The sequence below is a fragment of the Mesorhizobium sp. Cs1299R1N1 genome (assembly GCF_037179655.1).
GTDB lineage: Bacteria > Pseudomonadota > Alphaproteobacteria > Rhizobiales > Rhizobiaceae > Mesorhizobium > Mesorhizobium salmacidum.
Map to the genome: position 1 here is coordinate 107,989 of NZ_JAPYKR010000011.1, position 16,379 is coordinate 124,367.

The window sequence follows — 16,379 nt, forward strand, 5'->3', positions numbered from 1 at the left end:
CGCTCGGCACTTTGACCGCTCGGCCGAGATGATAGTCGCAATCAAGAAGCCCGCCATCTAAGTCTTTGTTCGCATCCCGTCGCCATTCAGCTTCTATGGGTGCACCGAAAGGCCGGAATTCCGATCCTGCCGGATCGAACTGATTTTCGGAATCGGCGAAAACCTCCTTTAGGGAGGCGCCCGGATTTGCTTATTTGCACGGCATCGCAAGCGTCGGACACGCTTGCGATGCCGTGCAAAACGATCACTCAAGCCCCCTCACAGGCAAGGAGCGTAGGGGGGAACATCGTAGCGGTACGGGTACTCGCAGTAGGGGTACGGCCCCCAGTACTGATCGTCTCGGCGATCCCGCCGGAAGTCCCGCGCCGCAACGCGGTCATGGCCAATTGCGACTGCATGGTTGACGCCGAAATTGCGAGCAACGGCACGACTGCCAGCAATGCCACCAAAGGCACGAGCGCCGCCCCCAAGACCGTGGCCGCCGAAGCCATGGCCGCCGCTGAAGCCGCCACCGATGCTGTGACCGCCACCGAAGCCGCCGCCATGGCCGCCGCCCCCGCCGCCGCGGGCCATCGAGACAGTTGCCGTTCCAGTTGCAAGCGCCGCGCCCAGGGCCAACGTCGCCAAGATTGCTGTTACTTTTCTCATGATATGCTCCTGATCTAAAGGCTCTCGGAGAATTCCGAAAGCTGTCCTAGAAATAGGTGCAGAAGTTCTCGTATAAATGATACCTTGTGGTTATGGCCGTCATACTGGTGAGTATAAACACGAAACGTCATCGATTATTACAGAATATTAATCCGAGAAAATTTGTATCTTACCGACCTGGGATCGGGGAGGCGAGCGCATTATCGGAACTGTCGGGTGGTGCTATGGCCCAACGAGCCTCCAGCCCAGATTCCCTGTTTCCTCCTTCGGAGGCGGGATGATCCGCGCCTCTATGAAAACAGCTTTCGGCCCATCCCGCTTCCCGACGATTTCTCTACCCCACATCTGCGCCCGGTCAGTTCAGGACCTGCTTGCAGGGTGCCGCCAGGAAGGGTCGTTAAAACCGACAACGAAGTCAGAATGCCCCCCGGGGAATACCTGACAGCCAATTGTCAGCTTGGTGATGCGACAATGCATGCTCAGTCGATTTGTCGGCGCACAATTCAGTGTGGAACGCAGCCCTATGAAACAGATCGCTTTGTCACTTATCGTCATCGCGTCGTCGGGCGCTTGTATCTGGGATCAGTCGAGTCACGGCTCAGCCATGATTGATAGCGCCCTATCCGCCAATGCAAACGGGGACGCATTGCCGCCAGTCGTTCCACTGGCTGCGGCCTATCCAGTTGCTGCACCTGCAGCAGCCCTGCCCAATGTTCGTCAAGAAAATGTGCGGAGGGCGCCAACGCCGAGAATGCCGCGTGAGATTGGAAAGAAAACCACGGCGGGTATTGCAGCGCCTGCGCCGAAATCGGCACTCGCCGCCGGTCAGCCGCAGGCTTCTCAGATGCCGCCTCCGACACCGGAGCAAAAGTTAGCCCCAGCGCCCGCCAGCCCCGCCGTGCCGGAAACCCCGTCTTTCGCTGTGACGCCGGCTGCCTATGTACCGATCCCGCAGCCGAGACCGGCATATCCGCAAGCGCCGGCTCACGTCATGCGTACCGGCATGAAGCTCGTGGCCCACGGCTATGCCGACGGGGTCTACACCGGGCCCGCAGCCGACGCCTATTACGGCATCATCCAGCTCCAGGCTCTCATTCAGAACGGCCGACTCACGGCGCTCAAGGTGCTCAAATACCCGAGTGATCGCCGCACGTCTGTCAGCATCAACCGGCGGGCTCTGCCCATGCTGCGCGACGAGGCGATCCGCGCGCAAAGCGCTGATGTCGACATCATTTCGGGCGCGACGCTGACCAGCAGGGCCTTTATCCAGTCCCTTGCCGGCGCGCTGGAGAAGGCGTCTTCGTGAGTCATGCGCGAAACCCGGATTCTGATGGGCATGCCAGTCACGGTCGATGTCGCAACTGCGCCCGATGGCGCCCTGATCGACACGGTCTTCGATTACTTCGCTGCTGTCGACAGCCGTTTCAGCACCTACCGGGCGGGAAGTGAGATCTCGGCCATCAATCGTGGCGATGTCCCGGTACGCAACTGGAGCCGCGAAATGCTTGAAGTGATGGCGCTCGCCGAACGGACTAGGAAGGAGACGGACGGATATTTTGATATTCGCAAGGCCGATGGTTCGCTCGACCCGTCCGGGATCGTCAAGGGTTGGGCCATCTGCAACGCTGCCGAAATCGTCCGGCGGGCGGGGATCCGCGACTTCTTCATCGAGGCCGGAGGCGACATCCAGTCCAGTGGCAGGAACGGCGCGGGCCGGGACTGGTGCGTCGGCATCCGCAATCCCTTCAACGCGGCCGAAGTCATTAAGATCATCTGGCCGCGCGGACGCGGCGTGGCCACATCCGGCACATATGTGCGGGGGCAACACATTTATGATCCCCATGGGCCTGGAGGTTCCATCGCAGACATCGTCAGTTTGACAGTGATCGGCCCTGACGTGCTCGAAGCCGACCGTTTTGCCACCGCAGCCTTCGCCATGGGCAAGGACGGCATCCACTTCCTCGAGCGTATGCCGGACTTGGAAGGCTACATCGTCGACGTCAATGGCCGCGCCACGCTGACCAGCGGCTTCGGAGTTTTTTGCCAAGAATGATAAAGACCATCGACCGATTTCTCGACCATCTGACCATGTACCGGCTGGTGCTCTATTATTTGATCGCGCTGGTGGGCACGGCTTTCGTGTTCGGCTTCGTTAAGCTTGTGCCACAAGATCCCGTCGCGCTCGCCTTCACGACCGGTTTGGTGTTAGCCGCCTGCTGGATTACCAATAAGGTTTTTGCGCGCACTTTCGATGTCCCAGCCAACAGCGAATCCCTCTACATCACCGCCCTCATCCTGACGCTGATCCTCGATCCGGTCGCCGCCACGGACCTCCAAGTGATCGGGGCGATTGTACTCGCCGCGGTCTGGGCGATTTCCTCGAAATACATGCTCGCCATCGGAAGGAAGCATCTTTTTAATCCGGCCGCGCTGGGTGTCGCTCTCACCGCGCTTTTGCTCGACCGGCCCGCCACCTGGTGGGCGGGGGGCAATATCTGGCTGCTTCCCTTCGTGCTCATCGGAGGCGTTCTTGTGGTGCGCAAGCTGCGCCGGCTGGACCTCGTCGCGACCTTCCTCGTGGTGGCTCTCGCGACAATACTGGCCACCACCGATCCGTCTCACTACGGCACCGCCCTGACGGAGACCTTCGGCTCGTCACCCCTGCTGTTCTTCGCCTTCGTGATGCTGACCGAGCCGCTGACGGCTCCGACGACACGTTGGCCGCGCATCGGCTTTGCCGCAATCGTCGGCTTTCTGTTCGCGCCCAACATTCATATTGGCTCGTTTTACCTTACGCCCGAACTTGCGCTTCTCGTGGGCAACCTCTTCGCGTACGCTGTGAGCCCGAAAGGGCGTTTCGTGCTGAGATTGGAACGCGTCGAGCAATCCGCCGTCGACAGCTACGATTTCATCTTCAGGTCACAGCAAACACTCGCCTTCAAGGCGGGCCAGTACCTTGAATGGACACTTGGCCTCGACCGTTCCGACAATCGCGGCAACCGGCGCTATTTCACGGTCGCGTCCGCGCCGACCGAGCGATCAGTTAGGCTGGGCGTCAAGTTCTATCCACAATCAAGCGCCTTCAAGCGGGCGCTGGCCACCATGAGACCCGGCAGCACGATCCACGCCTCCCAGTTGGCCGGCGATTTCACGCTGCCGTCCAATCCCAAGGCCAAGATGGCTTTCCTGGCCGGCGGCATCGGCATCACGCCGTTCCGTTCGATGCTGCAGTACCTGATCGATCGCAAGGAGGCACGGCCGATCGTCGTTCTCTACGGCACCGAAACCCAGGAGGATATCGCCTATCGCGACGTGCTTGGCGCCGCGCGGCGCGAACTGGGCATCAGGACGTTTCACGCCGTGGCAAAGGGCACCGGGCCGGGCCAATATCCCGGCCATATCGACGCCCGCCTGGTGCGCCTGGCCATACCCGACTACCTGGAGCGAACCTTCTATATTTCCGGCCCGCAAGCCATGGTCAAGGCACTGCGACAGATGCTGCTGGCCATGGGCGTGCGCCGTTCGAGGCTAAAGACTGATTATTTCCCTGGGTTTGCGTGAACGGCAGCCCTGTGCTCGTCTTGCTCTAGCAGTGCCGTGGCAGGACTATGGTTACCACCAGGCCAGGATCGGAATTGGTCATGGTCAGGTGTGCGTCATAGGCTTCGACAATGTCGGAAACTATGGCCAGACCCAGTCCGCTGCTGCCGCCCTTGCTGTCCAGTTGGACGCCGCGTGACAGGACCGATACGCGGTCCGCATCCGGAATGCCCGGACCATCATCGGCAACGGCGATGACCACCTCGCCAGCGGCGGCGGAAGCGGTGACGCGAACCAAGGAATTCGCGAAACGCGCCGCGTTCTCCACAAGGTTGCCAAGAATCTCCGACAGGTCGCCTTCATCGACCGGCGCCATGAGATCCTCCGCGACGTCGATGACGAAGGCGAGCTGCTTTCCGCTCGGCGTGCGTCTCACTACAGCAATGACGCCAGCCGCCGTTTCTCGCACCCGGCAGGATGCCTTCCCAGAAACGCCGGGTGCCAGACGCGCGCGCGCCAATTCCCGCTCGACATGGCGGCGGATCGCGCTCGCGCTCTTTTCGATTTCGTCGGCGAGCTTCGTCTCGCCCTTTTCGCGCAATGCGCGGATGTCCGCCGATAGAACCTGGAGGGGCGTTTTGAGGCCATGCGCCAGGTCGGTGGCACGCGATCGGGCGCGTGCAAGGGCTTTCTCCTGGGCATAGAGAAGGCGGTTGATTTCGTCGGCGAGCGGCTGCACCTCCGTCGGCGCAGCCACCTCTAGCCGCGCCGTTCGCTGCGCGATAACGTCCCTGACGGCCGCCCGCAGGTTTCTCAGCGGAGCAAGGCCAACAGTGATCTGGATGAAGAATGCCGCCATCAGGGCAGCGGCGAGCAAGATGAGAGCAGGCGCAAGGTCACGGACATATTTGCTCACCGACACTTCCACACTGCGATGGTCTTCCGCCACGATGGCGCGAAAGGAACGGCCGTCGGCATCGATGATCGAACGCGCGACGGCAATTGTAAGTTCGCCGGCGGGCCCCTTGAGTTCCTCGGTCTGCCTCAGCTCGCCGCCAGTTTGATGATCGGGCAGCACTAGCCTCGCGTCCCACAACGAGCGTGAACGCACAAGACTGTGTGTGCTCAGGTCCTCCACCTGCCAATATTGACCGGACAGCGGGTTTGCGAAGCGCGGATCGGTCAAGGCGGGCGCGACCGAAAGGTGACCGTCGGCTGTGAAGCTGGTTGCAGCGATCAATTCGTTGAGATCGAGAGTCAGTTCACTGACGACCCGCCGCTCGACGTTCGATTCAAACAGATAGCGAAGCCCGACGCCGGCAATGGCAAGAGCGACAAGAATCGAGATCGTCGCTGCCGACCAGAGTCTGAAGCGGATCGAGTTGCCCATTAGGAAGGCTCGTCAGCGACAAAGTATCCGAACCCGCGACGTGTCTCGATGACATTGTTGCCGAGCTTTCTGCGAAGACGGGCGACTATGACTTCGATTGCATTGGGATCACGATCGTTGCCGGAATCATACAAATGCTCCGCAAGTTCGGTTGGCGCGACCACACGTCCGGAATGATGCATCAGAAACGCCAGAAGCCGATATTCCAGCGGCGACAACGCGACAGGTACGCCGCGGAGCGAGATGCGCATCTGGCGCGTATCGAGGAGCAATGGTCCTGATTTCAGCACCGGCGCAGCCTGTCCTGTTGAACGACGCAATATTGCTCTCAACCGAGCGAGAAGTTCTTCCATTTCAAAAGGCTTGGGAAGGTAATCGTCAGCACCAGTGTTGATGCCCTCGACGCGCTCTCTCCACATCCCCCTGGCGGTCAGAATTAGAACTGGAAAACGCCGGGTGTTGGCACGCCAGCGTTTCAGGACGGTGAGGCCATCCAGTTTTGGTAATCCAAGATCCAGAATGGCCGCATCGTAATTCTCGACGTCGCCTGCGAACCAGGCAGCTTCGCCGTCGCGCACGATATCGACGGCCATTCCAGCAGCTTTGAGAACCGCCGAGATGTCGGTCGCGATACGGGGTTCATCTTCGGCGAGGAGAATTTTCATTAGTCGCCGTGCTTGCCGTGCATGACAGCTCCGGCCCCGGCGTCCACATCGACGATCCTGCGGCGGCCGTCGGAGGCAACAACCTGGAACCTATATACCCACCTGTCGTCAATTCGGATGAAGTCGACGGCTACTATGTCGCCAGGAACTTGGGCGTGGACCACGCTCATTATCTTGGACAGGCTCTCTATTTCGCCGTGCTCATATAGGTCTCGCGCCCGATCATGATCGCCGTCGTCGTCCATTTCCGCATGCGCAGCATGCGGCGGGGCCAGGACAAGGCCGAGCAAGCCAACCATCGCGACACGCATCAGTACCTTCTTCATCTATAAGCCGTAATCAGGAGCCGCGTGCTCCCAGCAACATTCGCTTGAGCACGTCGTCCTTACGGACAAAATGATGCCAAAGGGCGGCAGCCGCATGAAGTCCGGCAAGGATAAGTATCAGATTGGCGCAGAGGCTGTGGAGCTCCTTGATGGTTCCGGCCGACGCGCGATCCGGTGCGAATGGGGCCGATATGGTAATCAGGCCGAAGAAGCTCAAGGGTTGCCCCCTATACCAGGTCAGGAGGATTCCGAGAACCGGAATGGCTGCGAGAAGGGCGTAGAGCAAAAAATGCGTGACTTTGGCCATCCATTTTTCAAGCCGTGTCATTTGCGCGGGCAGATCGGGCGCTCCACGCACCAGGCGCAGGCCGATGCGCGTAACGACCAGGACGAAAAGCAGCAGGCCAAACGAAATATGAAACCACCATACGAGGTCGCGACCGGGATCGCCGCGCGGAAGAAAGTCGGCGACATAGGTCAGGCCATAGAGGCTGACAACCAGGAGAAACACAGCCCAGTGAATGGCCTTCTGAGAGCTTGCATAGGTAGAGTTCATCTTGAGCTTTCCAGGTTTGAGGATCTCTGAAGCAGTCTGATTTCGTCGAAGCTTTGTTCTTTGAACGGAGATTCTGCGCTTCGATCATGGCTCGCCTAGATCAAGCCGAGGCTGACGAAATATCTGCCGATCGTGCGTACCCACGATAAATTACCTGCTCGCAAAACAACCGTTGGCCACAATCAGCTGCACCGCAATCGCGGTGAGGACATCGCCGCGGGACAGCGTCTTTCTGGGTCGATTTGCGATAATGGGTCAGTCAACCTGTCAGGACGCTGACAGTTAGAAGTCGGTCACGGAAATAGCCCAAAGCCGCCGGATTCCGAGCGCTCGTCTGACGCCTGGGCGTTCCAATGCCGAGCAGAGGGTTACCTTGCCTCTTCAAGCACGTCTTCGACCTGATCGGTCCGGCTGCGTTGCGGGAAATCCGATCCTGTTGGCTACGACCGGCGGGCGCCACGCTTTGATATTCGAGGACCAGTTGCAACCCTGTTCGTTTTCTTCGAAGCTTTCGCCCCTTCTGACGACCGCATATGCTACGGACCGCGATTTGGTAGCCGGCGTTCTCGAGCGGAGATCCGAACCGCACGGCTCAACCCGTCGGTGAGGTCGGGCTTATCCTGGCCACCGTTCAGGCGCGACTGTCGCTGCTGAGTGACACTCAGTTGCCAAACTGCCCGCTCAAAAGCATCGAGCTTGCGGCAGCTTCCTGGCTGGCTTCAATGCCGCGCGTCTCGCCGGCCGCTAGCCCGCGACGTTGACGCCGATGCGCTCCGCCAGGGCCAACAGGTCGGAGTAAAGGTCTGCATCGTCGAGAATGCTCCGCGAAGCGCTCGCAAGCACGAGATCGGTCGTGGGGATGCGATCGCCGAAGAGGACAACGGCGCGGGCACGATCATCCTGACGAGAAACCCAGCACAACCCTTCAATCGCGGGGCACTGCGCGTGGATGGCCTCGGCCCACTTGCGCGTGCCCGGATACTGGTCCTTTTCCGTATCGATGAGCTCGCCGCGGCGGATACCAAGCGACCTCAGCGCAGTCGAGCTGAGGTCGACCAGCACCAAGTCGCGCTGGCATGTCACCGTCGAATAGACTTGCTCAGTGAGCTTCGCTTTATCGAAGGTCTTCAGCCCCGGTGCGAATGACACGTCGTGGAATACCGTCTCCATCGCGGCGCAGTCGAAGGTCGTGCCGCCATAAAGCGTCGGGATGCTTGCGCCGGCCGCGTTCTGAATTGGGCTGAATCGTGCGTTGCCCTTGACGCCCGGATTGAATGCACTCCCACCGTAGAGACTGAGGTGGATTCGGTGAATGACCCGGCCACCAGGCCAGATCATTGTCTTCACCAGTGAGCCGAGGTCGTTCTGGGGTTTGGGGACCTTTGTGCCCACGACAAGCAGGCGTCGCGTCGCCAACTTCCTTTCAACCATGGAGTACGCCGGCCACCTCGTCTTCGGCGGCGCCGACGAGGCGCTCGGGCTCGCTGATGAGCAAATCCTGCGGCCTCTTTCCGCCAAGGAAGCTGTTGACCGAGGCGAACCAGTAGGCGAGACCCCAATCGTCCTTCTTCCCCCGGAAGATGTGTAGAACCCGTGCCAGCGCCTTGACCGGCCGGAAGTCGGTCGATGGGTCCAGTGCGTATCCGGGGAAGTAGTCGACGCCGCGATGGCGCACGGCGAAGACCTGTCCCTCCTTCTTCCATTTGTTCGGCTGGGCGCTGGGATTGCTGGCACTGAAGCCGGCGACCTTCGCGACCTCCGCGGCTGTCAGCCAGTCGCCACTTTCCAGCACCGCCTTACGCGCATCTGCCACCATACGCGCCTCGACGAGCTTATGGTGTGGAGGAGGAACCTCCGGCACCAGTGCCTCGATGATTGAGTTGAATGCTTCATCTTGTCGGCGTTTGAGAATGGCACCGACCAAAGGGGCGAGGCCTGCAACCGTCTGGGCGAAAGCCTTGGCGGCGGATTCACTGCCGTGCTCAATTGTCAGCGCGACGACCTGTTCCGCCTTCAGCCGGCTGAGCCCGGTTCGGACCTGCTCCGGCGTTCCCGTGAGCGTCCCAACACGGGAGAATTCAATTGTTTTGTTGGCAGCAACCACAGGTTCGCCTCCCGGTTATCGTGGTTATCTATATAGCATGATAATCTCGATCATCAAGAGCGACATGCCGTCAACGTCGACAACCCGGTTGAGTTAGCCTCGAAACCGGCTATTTAGGCGCGCGAGCGTCCATCCCGTTGGACGCTACCCGCGGGCGTAGAAGGCATTCCGGTGCCGTTCTTCTTGAGGCTCGCTTGGGTGCGACCATATCGCTGCTCGGCCTTTCGGAGAATTGGCGGAGCAGGCGCGCGTGAGCGATCCGGAATGTCGGGACCATGTCGGCACATCGCCACGACGCCCATTTTCTCGATCCCGCAGAAAGCGCGTATCCAGAGTACGAATTTTGTCAGTTGGGCTATTCTTTGGAATGACGTTCGTCGCAGCAGCCCAAAAATGTGCTCATAAAGACAAAATCGTTCGGCGATTTCCTCCCATCCCGCTGAACGGTGCTCCCTCTGAAGGTTTTGACCTTCTTTTGGCCGGGCCGTATTCGAGCCCGGCCATTTTTATCCGCCGGTCTCATTGACCGGCATCGCGATCGACCCCCTCCCCCTGCGAGATTGATCCTCAAAACCAAGACGGTTTGCATTCGCCGCCGATCGGCAGGTTCGAGACACTGCCTTCCTGACAGGCAGGAAATTGGATCGACCTTCCTGGCCTACAAAAAATTATAGATTTACTTCGAGGCAGTCGAACTGGGCAGATGACGTCCCGCCATCGAGCGCGAGCTCTGTGCAGCAAAAAGCCCGCTCCAGTGTTCCAGAGCGGGCGACAGCTCAAAAGGGGCGTAAATTCCCTTATTTGCAGTCTTTCAGCAACTTCATCGCCTTCTCGGCATTGGCTTGGGAATCGTATGCCTTTGTTCCGGCGTCGGTCATCTTCTTGCCGTCCGGCTTCGTGGAAACCACGGAGCACTTCTTCGTTGTGGCGTCCTTCGCGACCCAATACTGGGTGGCGGCAAATGCCGGCATGCTAACGAGCGTCACAACCGAGGCTGCAACCAGAACCTTGCGAATCATAGTGTTCTCCCACATAGCTTACGGACGGCCCGGCTCGTTCATCCGGGAGTGCTGTTGCCCGATAAGTCGGATGCGCGAACCGAACCGCCGCCCAGCGGTATCTCGGATTACCCGGCGTGGGCAATTTACAAATGTGTAAAGTCCACGCGCGCAATGAATGTTGTTGAAGAGATGTCGTTCGGCGGCGGCACGATGTCACGCGGCGGGTTCACCCAGGCCGGCGCGGGCAAAAAGGCGGGCGTCGGCAGGACGAAGACGTCGACCGGCGGCGGCTCGGTTCGCCGAACCGACCACGAAAAGGACAAGACCGGAGAATTTCTGAAGCGTAGGCATTGCAATCCGCCATCTGTTTACACCGGCAACGCCCCAGAAGTCGATCTCCCAAACCGCCTAGATTCGGCCCGGCAAAAGGATGCCTATGGCTTTGTGATGTCCTGAATGGCGGACAGCAGCCACTCTCCTCCAGCTTCACGGGTAAAGGTCCAGAGTTCCGTCGTCTCGACCGGATTGACGGGATCGCCATCTTCGATCACGGACGTCTGGCGGTTGCGCATGACATCAACAGCCGACCAATGCAGTGCCACAGTCGCATAATCGCGCGTACCCTCCCGCCACGCTTCGGCGACTTCACCGTTGAGGAATTGAAGATTTGATACCTCGTTCTTCAATCCCTTGGTCGCGTTGTCGGCCAACTCTTCGGAGAGGTAGGAAACCATTTCTGGCGTCGTCAGCCGGCGCAGCCCCTGATGGTCCTCGCGGGTGAACGCAGCCTGCACGTCCGCGAGAAGACGTTCGAAGGTGGAAAGGTCGTTTTGGGTGATACCGATTTCATCCGTCTTGGATGCGCCATAGGCCGGCGCGGCGCCGGCGCTGGGCGCCGTGTAGGCTGGCGCTCCTATTCCAAAGTTTTGTTGGCCGAATGGAAAGCCGCTTCCGACTGCCGCTGCGGAGCCGTTGTTTCGGTTGAAGAAACGCATCGCCAGCATGATAAGCCCGCCAATCAGCAGCAGCTGGAGGATGAAGCTGAACCCGCCTCCCAAGCCGCCGAATCCATGGCCAAACAGCATTCCAAAGATGCCATTGAAGACCAGACCGCCGACCAGGCCGCCAACGAGCCCCCCGCCAAACCCGCTCCAGAAGCGTGGTCGCGTCTGAACGGGCGATGGCTGCACCGGTGACGCCGGACTTGGGCTGTTTGGCGTCATCGAGCGTTGAACTGACATCGTGGAGGGTGCGGTGGCGCTAGGGGCTGGCGCCTGGTATGTCCGGCTGCCGCGGCTGCCGAAGCTGCCGCCTCTGCGTGCCTCCGACGGATTGACCGACAAAATTCCAAAGGCCGTCGCCAGTATCAACAGCATCGAGAGAAAACTGAACGGCTTAATCATTTTCAAGGCCCTCGGGCGGTTCAAAGTCCGTCGAAAATGGAAATACAATGAAGGCAATTCAAGCCGCGCTCCGTCCAAATTACAAAACCGTAAGACTGGCGCAAAGAAATGAAATGGACAAACGCCTGGGTGTCATTGTCCAGAGGTGAGACATGCGCGTGATTTGGCGTAGGTATTCGCCTATCGCGGGGAAGGCGAATTTTGTGCTGGACGGCGATCCTATGCCTGAGAACGCCGGAGACATCGATCACCGCCGCGCCCGCCTCGACGGGCGCACAGGCCACCGAGGCGGACAGGCCCGACCCCACTCCTTGGCCACGATCGGCACGCTCTCGCTGCGCGCGCCGCGAGCGATCTGCGCCAGGATGCCGCGCCAGTTGCGGTCGCCCTCCAGCTGTAGCGCTTCCTGCAGCGGATTGAGATGGAGATGAGTCCATCGGCCTTCAGCGCATCCAGCGCGCGGCGCGTCACGTGCAGGCCGTCGGCCTCGCGCAATTGCGCGAGGCCGATATTGGCCAGCAAGGGAATGTCTGGGGCCAGTCGGCGCAACGCGCGCGTCAGCCCCTGGAGTTGCGGGATTGCAGGCTCACGCGCTGCGAACCGATCTGGCGGTCCCCAAGGCTTGCGCTGCCTCGCTCAGATGCCGGTTGATGGCCTCGGCGCGTGGCTTGCCGCCGGTCGTGGAGCTGATCAGCAGCGGCGCTCGCATGGTCCTGCCCAGCAGTAGGCGCGCATGTCGATCTGCGTCAGGTCCAACTCGGGCAATGCGCAGTGTTCGATGCGAATGTACTCCCGGCCGGCAGCGACCGTGGCTGGCGCCGTTCGCCCATCCAGCACGATGTCCAAATGTTGTCCTTGCGCCGGCTCAGGGGGCCGCTCATGCTCGCGGTCGACGGCGTTGCGTCGGATCGAACCGACGGCGCACGCACGCCGCCTCGCGCGCGTTCAGGCCGGCGCACGCTGGCCTCCCCCCGCAGCGTCGCTACGGTAGCGGCTGGTCGAAGTCTGGTAGTACTGCGCCCGGATGGCCGCCATGGCCTCGATCAGCGGTCCCCACGGCGCGGGAAAGCGTTCTTCCGCCAGAACCCGGTGCAGCATGCGCGTATGGCCGGCCAGCTCGTCGTTGAGGAACTCCACCACAGGCATAGCCGGATAGCACTGCAGCAGCAGGATCGCCGCGTTGTGGGCCTCGCCGACCGACCTGTCCTTGTCGCGTCCATGCAGATCGTTCTGCAGGCGCCCTATCGCGGAGATGAGCCGCAGGACCTGGCGAAACGCCGGACGCGCGCGCAAGATCGCCATGTCCAGCCCCCACAGCAACGACAGGCAACAGAACACGTTCGCGTAGGCGATCGAATCGATGCCGTTGTGCAGGTACTCGGCGTAGGACCAGCGTCCCGCCCCTGCCGCCTGCGCGTGTCCGGCGCGCAGCGCCGCGCAGTAGCGCCGGGTATGGTCGAGAAGCTGAGCATAGTCGCGACGATCGTAGGCGAGCGCGGCCAGCGAAGCGCGCAGCACAGCGCAGCCCTCGAATCCGGGGAGCGCGCACGGCAGGCCCTGCCCCAGCGCCTGCTCCACCGCGGCGAGCTGCTCCGACGCGATCAGGCCACGGTCGTTGCAATCGTCTAGCCAGAACAGCAGCGCCAGTTCGCGATAGAACGCTACGATCAGCGTTTCGTCTTGCGGATCGCGGCCGGAGCGGGTGCTGGTGTCGCGCAAGCTCGGCTGGATGCGCTGCAGGATGTACTGGCCGCCCCTGACCGCTTCCACGGCATGCTCGTCGGCGAACCCGGTCAGGGAATGCCCCCACTCCAGCACATGCTGCAGCGCGCGTTCGGTCTGGATCATGGCGCCGCTCCCGCGCCCTCGGCCAGGACGCGCCGCCCCCAACGAAGCGCCAGCCACAACCCGGCGAGTTCGGCCACGCGCACGACCCGGGTGGGGCAATACAGTTCCTTGCCGATCCACAGCGGCGTCTGCGGCAAGGCATGCGCCGCATGGCGGGCGAGCATCCACTTCAGCGCACGCGCCGCCGCCTGCGCAATGCGCCGGCGCCCTGTCGGCTCTTCGCCCCCGTCCATCACGTGCAACGCAAACAGCGCATAGGCGGTTTCCTCGAATGTGGACGCGTGACCGGCGCCCCATCCGCCGTCGTCGCGCTGCGCCTGCAGCAGTGCCGCCAGCGCGCGCTCGTCGCGCCAGTGGGGCTTGCCTTGCGCGAGCGCCGCGACCGCATGCGCGGTGGGATACAGCCACGAAACGTGCCATTTTTCGTTGTCCCATAGACCGTGCGGGTTGCGATTTGCCTCGACGTAGGCGCTAGTGCCGGCGGCGGGCTCTCCCGACAATCGCAACGCATGCAGGGCATGGATGTTGGTCGACACCGAGGCATTGCGCTCGCCGGGGAAGGTGACGAACAGCTCGCCGATTTCGAAATGGCGCAACGCATCGACCACCGGGGCGCGGCCTGCAAGGCGCAGAACGCACAACGCAACGGCGGTGTCGTCCGCATCGGCCGCGAAGTGCAAGGCCGGGCCCAGACCGCGCACGCCCAGGCGGGCGTCGAGCTGCGCGACGATCACGCGCACCGCCTCGGCGAGGGCGGGATGCGCGAACAGCCCGGCCAGATGCAGGGTGTACAGCGACCAGCATGGCTCGAACACATTGATCGGCCAGACGTTGGGAACGACACCCTGAATGCCGCTGCGTGTCGCCTGCGATGCCGCCTGCAGATACGCGTCGGCGCGCCGGACCTGCGGCGTGCTCCCCTGTATCACGGCGTGCGCACGCCACGCGGCGGTGGCCGCCGGACTGGAGCCGATGCTGCCGTCGTCATCCGGGCATGCGGTGGTCGGCGACGTCCCCCAGCCTTCCCAGGAGTGCAGCAACGGATGGCCGCTCGGCAACGTCGGCACCGCCCCCAGCTTGAGCATGCACGCTTGCCGCAACGGCAACAGCGCCGGGTGGCGCGGAAACGCCACGCCACCCAGCAAGGATGCGGCCTCGCCGCACAACTGCGGCAGGATCAGCTCCGCGCCGATCGGCGCGTCTTCCGGCACCGCATGCGCGTAGGGATCGGGCTGGCGCTCGAGGAATCGGGTTGCAGCCTGAACTGCGTCGGCAGCGCCGGGAAGAGGATCGGCACGCTGCAATGCCAGCAACGCCGCCCACGTGGGCGCATGGCGGAACAGCGGGAAGTCAGCGCTCCCCCATCCGCCATCGGCCTGTTGCTGCGCGATGAGCCACGCGTATGCGTCCTGCCGACCGGTGACGTTGCCGTGGAACTGCAGAGCTCGCGCCGTGTCGTAGACGGACGGACCGACGCTGCCGCCGTCGCTCATCTTGCGCAGCAGGTGGCGCAATTCGGAAAGGATCTGTTCGGACAGCGCGTTCACGCGGGACGTTCCTTCTACAGACGTTTGACGAGGACCAGGATGGGGCAGATGCCGGTCCGCCGCATAGGCTAGCGCGTAGCGCGCCGCGTGCGCCGTGGCCGGCTGGCCAACTGCTGCTCGGACTGGGATATAGTGCAGCATGCACCGCTGCCGCCGGCCGATCGCAACGGCACAGGGACGACTCTCCATGCGGACGGGCGCGCTCATGCGCCTGGCGCGTGCTTGAACAGATACGCGTTGGCCCGCTGCAGCATCTGCGCCAACCGTCCCGAACGCGGCCCCAGCGGGGCGATGGCCTCCCCGGCGTCGTGCAACAGATCCAGCGCGAACTGGCGCGCCGCCCGCAGCCCCATGATCGACGCGCAGGTCGGCTTCTGCGCCGCCGCGTCCTTGCCGGGGGTCTTGCCCAGCGTCGCGGTATCCGCTGTCGCGTCGAGAATGTCGTCGACCACCTGCAACGCCAAGCCGAAACAGGCGCTGTAGCGATCGAGCGCACAGTACAGCGCAGCGTGCGCGGCATCCTCCGCGATGGCGCATAGCACGCCCATTCGAACGGACGCGCGCACTAGCGCTCCGCTCTTCATCCGGTGCATCGCCACGATCCTGTCCAGCTCGACGTGCTTTCCCACCAGCGACAGATCCATGGCCTGGCCGCCTGCGGCACCCTCGGCGGACACCGCCTGCGCCAGTTCGCGCACGAGCGCGATACTGTTGTCGCCCGGCGCATCCAGGCTCGCCAGGGTCAGAAAGGCGTGCGCCTGCAGCGCATCGCCGACCAGGATCGCAGTGGCTTCGCCGAACTTGACGTGCACGGTAGGAAGGCCGCGGCGAAGAACGTCGTCGTCCATCGCGGGCAGGTCGTCGTGGACCAGGGTACAGGCGTGCATCATCTCGATGGCGGCGCCGACGTCGTCGAGCATCTGCGCCGGCCTTTCGGCCAGTGCGCCGGCAGCCAGACAGAGCAAGGCGCGGGTGCGCTTCCCGCCGTGCAAGGTGGCGTAGCGCATCGCCGCCATCAGCTCGGTCTCACCGTCCTCTTCGGCGCAGAGAAGACGCGCCAACGCCTTTTCGACCCGCTTTGCGCCGTCCTGCATCCAGATCTCCGACAGCAGCCTGCCGGATGCGCCGCGCACCTGCGCGTCCAATCCGCCGAGCGCGGAAACGCGAGTTCGGTCGTCGTGTAGCGTGGAACCGGCCTGCATGTTGTTCATGTCCTCTGTACCTGACAGGAGAAGGCCACGGCGAGCGGCGAGCCGCCGCGGTGTTGCCGGCGTCGCACCGAGCGTGCGCGGCGAGTGCAGCACTGCCGCGCATCGCCGGCGCCGCTGCCTCGCCAAACCGGGCATGCGAT

General features: G+C 62.3%; 16 protein-coding genes and 1 pseudogene. 4 read left to right on the forward strand and 13 right to left on the reverse strand.

From position 1 onward, the window contains the following. Positions 1-258 precede the first annotated feature (258 nt). Entirely contained in the window at positions 259-648 is a 390-nt protein-coding gene (locus O7A70_RS23590; protein ID WP_337142565.1) for a hypothetical protein, read from the reverse strand. A 523-nt stretch (positions 649-1,171) separates the two neighbouring features. On the opposite strand from O7A70_RS23590, the gene O7A70_RS23595 reads away from it, so the two are divergent. From O7A70_RS23595 to O7A70_RS23605, 3 genes are read left to right on the forward strand one after another with little or no spacing between them, the layout of a single operon-like run. Then, on the forward strand, positions 1,172-1,954 hold the full coding sequence (locus O7A70_RS23595; RefSeq protein ID WP_337142566.1) for an FMN-binding protein: 783 nt from the start codon (positions 1,172-1,174) through the stop codon (positions 1,952-1,954). Positions 1,955-1,957: 3 nt separating this feature from the next. Beyond that, positions 1,958-2,701, forward strand: coding sequence for an FAD:protein FMN transferase (locus tag O7A70_RS23600; RefSeq protein ID WP_337142567.1), 744 nt, complete (start codon positions 1,958-1,960; stop codon positions 2,699-2,701). Further along, entirely contained in the window at positions 2,698-4,209 is a 1,512-nt protein-coding gene (locus O7A70_RS23605; protein WP_337142568.1) for an RnfABCDGE type electron transport complex subunit D, read from the forward strand. The genes O7A70_RS23600 and O7A70_RS23605 overlap by 4 nt, the downstream gene beginning before the upstream one ends. A gap of 25 nt (positions 4,210-4,234) precedes the next feature. Here the strand turns inward: O7A70_RS23605 and O7A70_RS23610 are convergent, their stop codons facing one another. The 7 genes from O7A70_RS23610 to O7A70_RS23645 form a co-directional block, all read right to left on the reverse strand. Beyond that, positions 4,235-5,578, reverse strand: a complete 1,344-nt coding sequence (locus O7A70_RS23610) for a sensor histidine kinase (protein ID WP_337142569.1) — start codon at positions 5,576-5,578, stop codon at positions 4,235-4,237. Further along, positions 5,578-6,243: a response regulator transcription factor gene (locus O7A70_RS23615; protein ID WP_337127968.1), complete on the reverse strand. Its 666-nt coding sequence runs from the start codon at positions 6,241-6,243 to the stop codon at positions 5,578-5,580. The genes O7A70_RS23610 and O7A70_RS23615 overlap by 1 nt, the downstream gene beginning before the upstream one ends. Continuing rightward, on the reverse strand, positions 6,243-6,569 hold the full coding sequence (locus O7A70_RS23620) for a PepSY domain-containing protein (protein ID WP_337142570.1): 327 nt from the start codon (positions 6,567-6,569) through the stop codon (positions 6,243-6,245). Before O7A70_RS23620 ends, O7A70_RS23615 begins: the two co-directional genes overlap by 1 nt. Before the next feature lie 13 nt (positions 6,570-6,582). After that, positions 6,583-7,125 carry a cytochrome b gene (locus O7A70_RS23625; RefSeq protein WP_337142571.1) on the reverse strand — a complete coding sequence of 181 codons (543 nt, stop codon included), beginning with the start codon at positions 7,123-7,125 and terminating at the stop codon, positions 6,583-6,585. A 744-nt stretch (positions 7,126-7,869) separates the two neighbouring features. After that, positions 7,870-8,556, reverse strand: a complete 687-nt coding sequence (locus tag O7A70_RS23635; protein ID WP_337142572.1) for an RES family NAD+ phosphorylase — start codon at positions 8,554-8,556, stop codon at positions 7,870-7,872. Continuing rightward, entirely contained in the window at positions 8,549-9,229 is a 681-nt protein-coding gene (locus O7A70_RS23640; protein ID WP_337127964.1) for a hypothetical protein, read from the reverse strand. Before O7A70_RS23640 ends, O7A70_RS23635 begins: the two co-directional genes overlap by 8 nt. 797 nt (positions 9,230-10,026) lie before the next feature. Further along, positions 10,027-10,248: a hypothetical protein gene (locus O7A70_RS23645; RefSeq protein WP_337092170.1), complete on the reverse strand. Its 222-nt coding sequence runs from the start codon at positions 10,246-10,248 to the stop codon at positions 10,027-10,029. A 54-nt stretch (positions 10,249-10,302) separates the two neighbouring features. On the opposite strand from O7A70_RS23645, the gene O7A70_RS23650 reads away from it, so the two are divergent. Next, the gene (locus tag O7A70_RS23650; RefSeq protein WP_337142573.1) at positions 10,303-10,686 is read left to right on the forward strand and encodes a hypothetical protein; all 384 of its coding nucleotides are present in this window, start codon (positions 10,303-10,305) and stop codon (positions 10,684-10,686) included. Here O7A70_RS23650 and O7A70_RS23655 read toward each other — a convergent pair. From O7A70_RS23655 to O7A70_RS23675, 5 genes and pseudogenes are all read right to left on the reverse strand, one after another. Continuing rightward, positions 10,665-11,633, reverse strand: coding sequence for a Tim44 domain-containing protein (locus O7A70_RS23655; RefSeq protein ID WP_337142574.1), 969 nt, complete (start codon positions 11,631-11,633; stop codon positions 10,665-10,667). The genes O7A70_RS23650 and O7A70_RS23655 overlap by 22 nt on opposite strands. Before the next feature lie 233 nt (positions 11,634-11,866). Then, positions 11,867-12,514 (reverse strand): annotated as a pseudogene (locus tag O7A70_RS23660) (type 2 isopentenyl-diphosphate Delta-isomerase); the annotation flags it as partial. A gap of 64 nt (positions 12,515-12,578) precedes the next feature. Next, entirely contained in the window at positions 12,579-13,481 is a 903-nt protein-coding gene (locus O7A70_RS23665; protein ID WP_337142575.1) for a terpene synthase family protein, read from the reverse strand. Next, complete coding sequence (locus tag O7A70_RS23670; protein WP_337142576.1) at positions 13,478-15,028, reverse strand: hypothetical protein; 1,551 nt, start codon at positions 15,026-15,028, stop codon at positions 13,478-13,480. Before O7A70_RS23670 ends, O7A70_RS23665 begins: the two co-directional genes overlap by 4 nt. A 203-nt stretch (positions 15,029-15,231) precedes the next feature. Then, entirely contained in the window at positions 15,232-16,230 is a 999-nt protein-coding gene (locus O7A70_RS23675) for a polyprenyl synthetase family protein (protein WP_337129742.1), read from the reverse strand. Positions 16,231-16,379: the final 149 nt, after the last annotated feature.

Coding starts and splice junctions, on each gene's coding strand:
- O7A70_RS23595 (WP_337142566.1), top strand. CDS start 1,172: ATGAAACAGATCGCTTTGTCACTTATCGTCATCGCGTCGTCGGGCGCT.
- O7A70_RS23645 (WP_337092170.1), bottom strand. CDS start 10,248: ATGATTCGCAAGGTTCTGGTTGCAGCCTCGGTTGTGACGCTCGTTAGC.
- O7A70_RS23605 (WP_337142568.1), top strand. CDS start 2,698: ATGATAAAGACCATCGACCGATTTCTCGACCATCTGACCATGTACCGG.
- O7A70_RS23675 (WP_337129742.1), bottom strand. CDS start 16,230: ATGCAGGCCGGTTCCACGCTACACGACGACCGAACTCGCGTTTCCGCG.
- O7A70_RS23655 (WP_337142574.1), bottom strand. CDS start 11,633: ATGATTAAGCCGTTCAGTTTTCTCTCGATGCTGTTGATACTGGCGACG.
- O7A70_RS23625 (WP_337142571.1), bottom strand. CDS start 7,125: ATGAACTCTACCTATGCAAGCTCTCAGAAGGCCATTCACTGGGCTGTG.
- O7A70_RS23610 (WP_337142569.1), bottom strand. CDS start 5,578: ATGGGCAACTCGATCCGCTTCAGACTCTGGTCGGCAGCGACGATCTCG.
- O7A70_RS23635 (WP_337142572.1), bottom strand. CDS start 8,556: ATGGTTGAAAGGAAGTTGGCGACGCGACGCCTGCTTGTCGTGGGCACA.
- O7A70_RS23665 (WP_337142575.1), bottom strand. CDS start 13,481: ATGATCCAGACCGAACGCGCGCTGCAGCATGTGCTGGAGTGGGGGCAT.
- O7A70_RS23600 (WP_337142567.1), top strand. CDS start 1,958: ATGCGCGAAACCCGGATTCTGATGGGCATGCCAGTCACGGTCGATGTC.
- O7A70_RS23615 (WP_337127968.1), bottom strand. CDS start 6,243: ATGAAAATTCTCCTCGCCGAAGATGAACCCCGTATCGCGACCGACATC.
- O7A70_RS23590 (WP_337142565.1), bottom strand. CDS start 648: ATGAGAAAAGTAACAGCAATCTTGGCGACGTTGGCCCTGGGCGCGGCG.
- O7A70_RS23620 (WP_337142570.1), bottom strand. CDS start 6,569: ATGAAGAAGGTACTGATGCGTGTCGCGATGGTTGGCTTGCTCGGCCTT.